Below are 250 nucleotides of genomic sequence, written 5' to 3'. Positions count from 1 at the left end.
GGAAACAGAGTCTGGATCCGTGCAGCGGCGGTCGCGACTAAAACGAAGGTCATGGCTACGGCACGCTGACGCAAGAGATCCGACTCGAATGCCTCGACGCTGATCTCCTCAAGGAAGCCGATCGCCTCCAGCGCCGCCTCCTCCATATCGATAAGGTTATCGAGCAGGCGTTCTTCCGGCGTCATATGGTGCGCGCTTCGGCAAGGATCCGGTCGCGCATCCGCGCCTTCAGGCCGCTGGCCGTGACCAC

1 protein-coding gene is annotated in these 250 nt (G+C 62.0%); it reads right to left on the bottom strand.

Annotated features, from left to right (window positions below):
* On the bottom strand, positions 1 to 185 hold a 185-nt coding region (locus R0J92_RS25225; RefSeq protein WP_411053702.1), incomplete at its 3' end, for a hypothetical protein.
* Between the last annotated feature and the right edge of the window lie 65 nt (positions 186 to 250).

The organism is Tritonibacter sp. SIMBA_163 (assembly GCF_046535935.1).
Classification (GTDB): Bacteria; Pseudomonadota; Alphaproteobacteria; order Rhodobacterales; family Rhodobacteraceae; genus Epibacterium; species Epibacterium scottomollicae.
The sequence above is the reverse complement of the archived record's forward strand: the minus strand, read 5'-3'. Positions and strand labels throughout refer to the sequence as shown.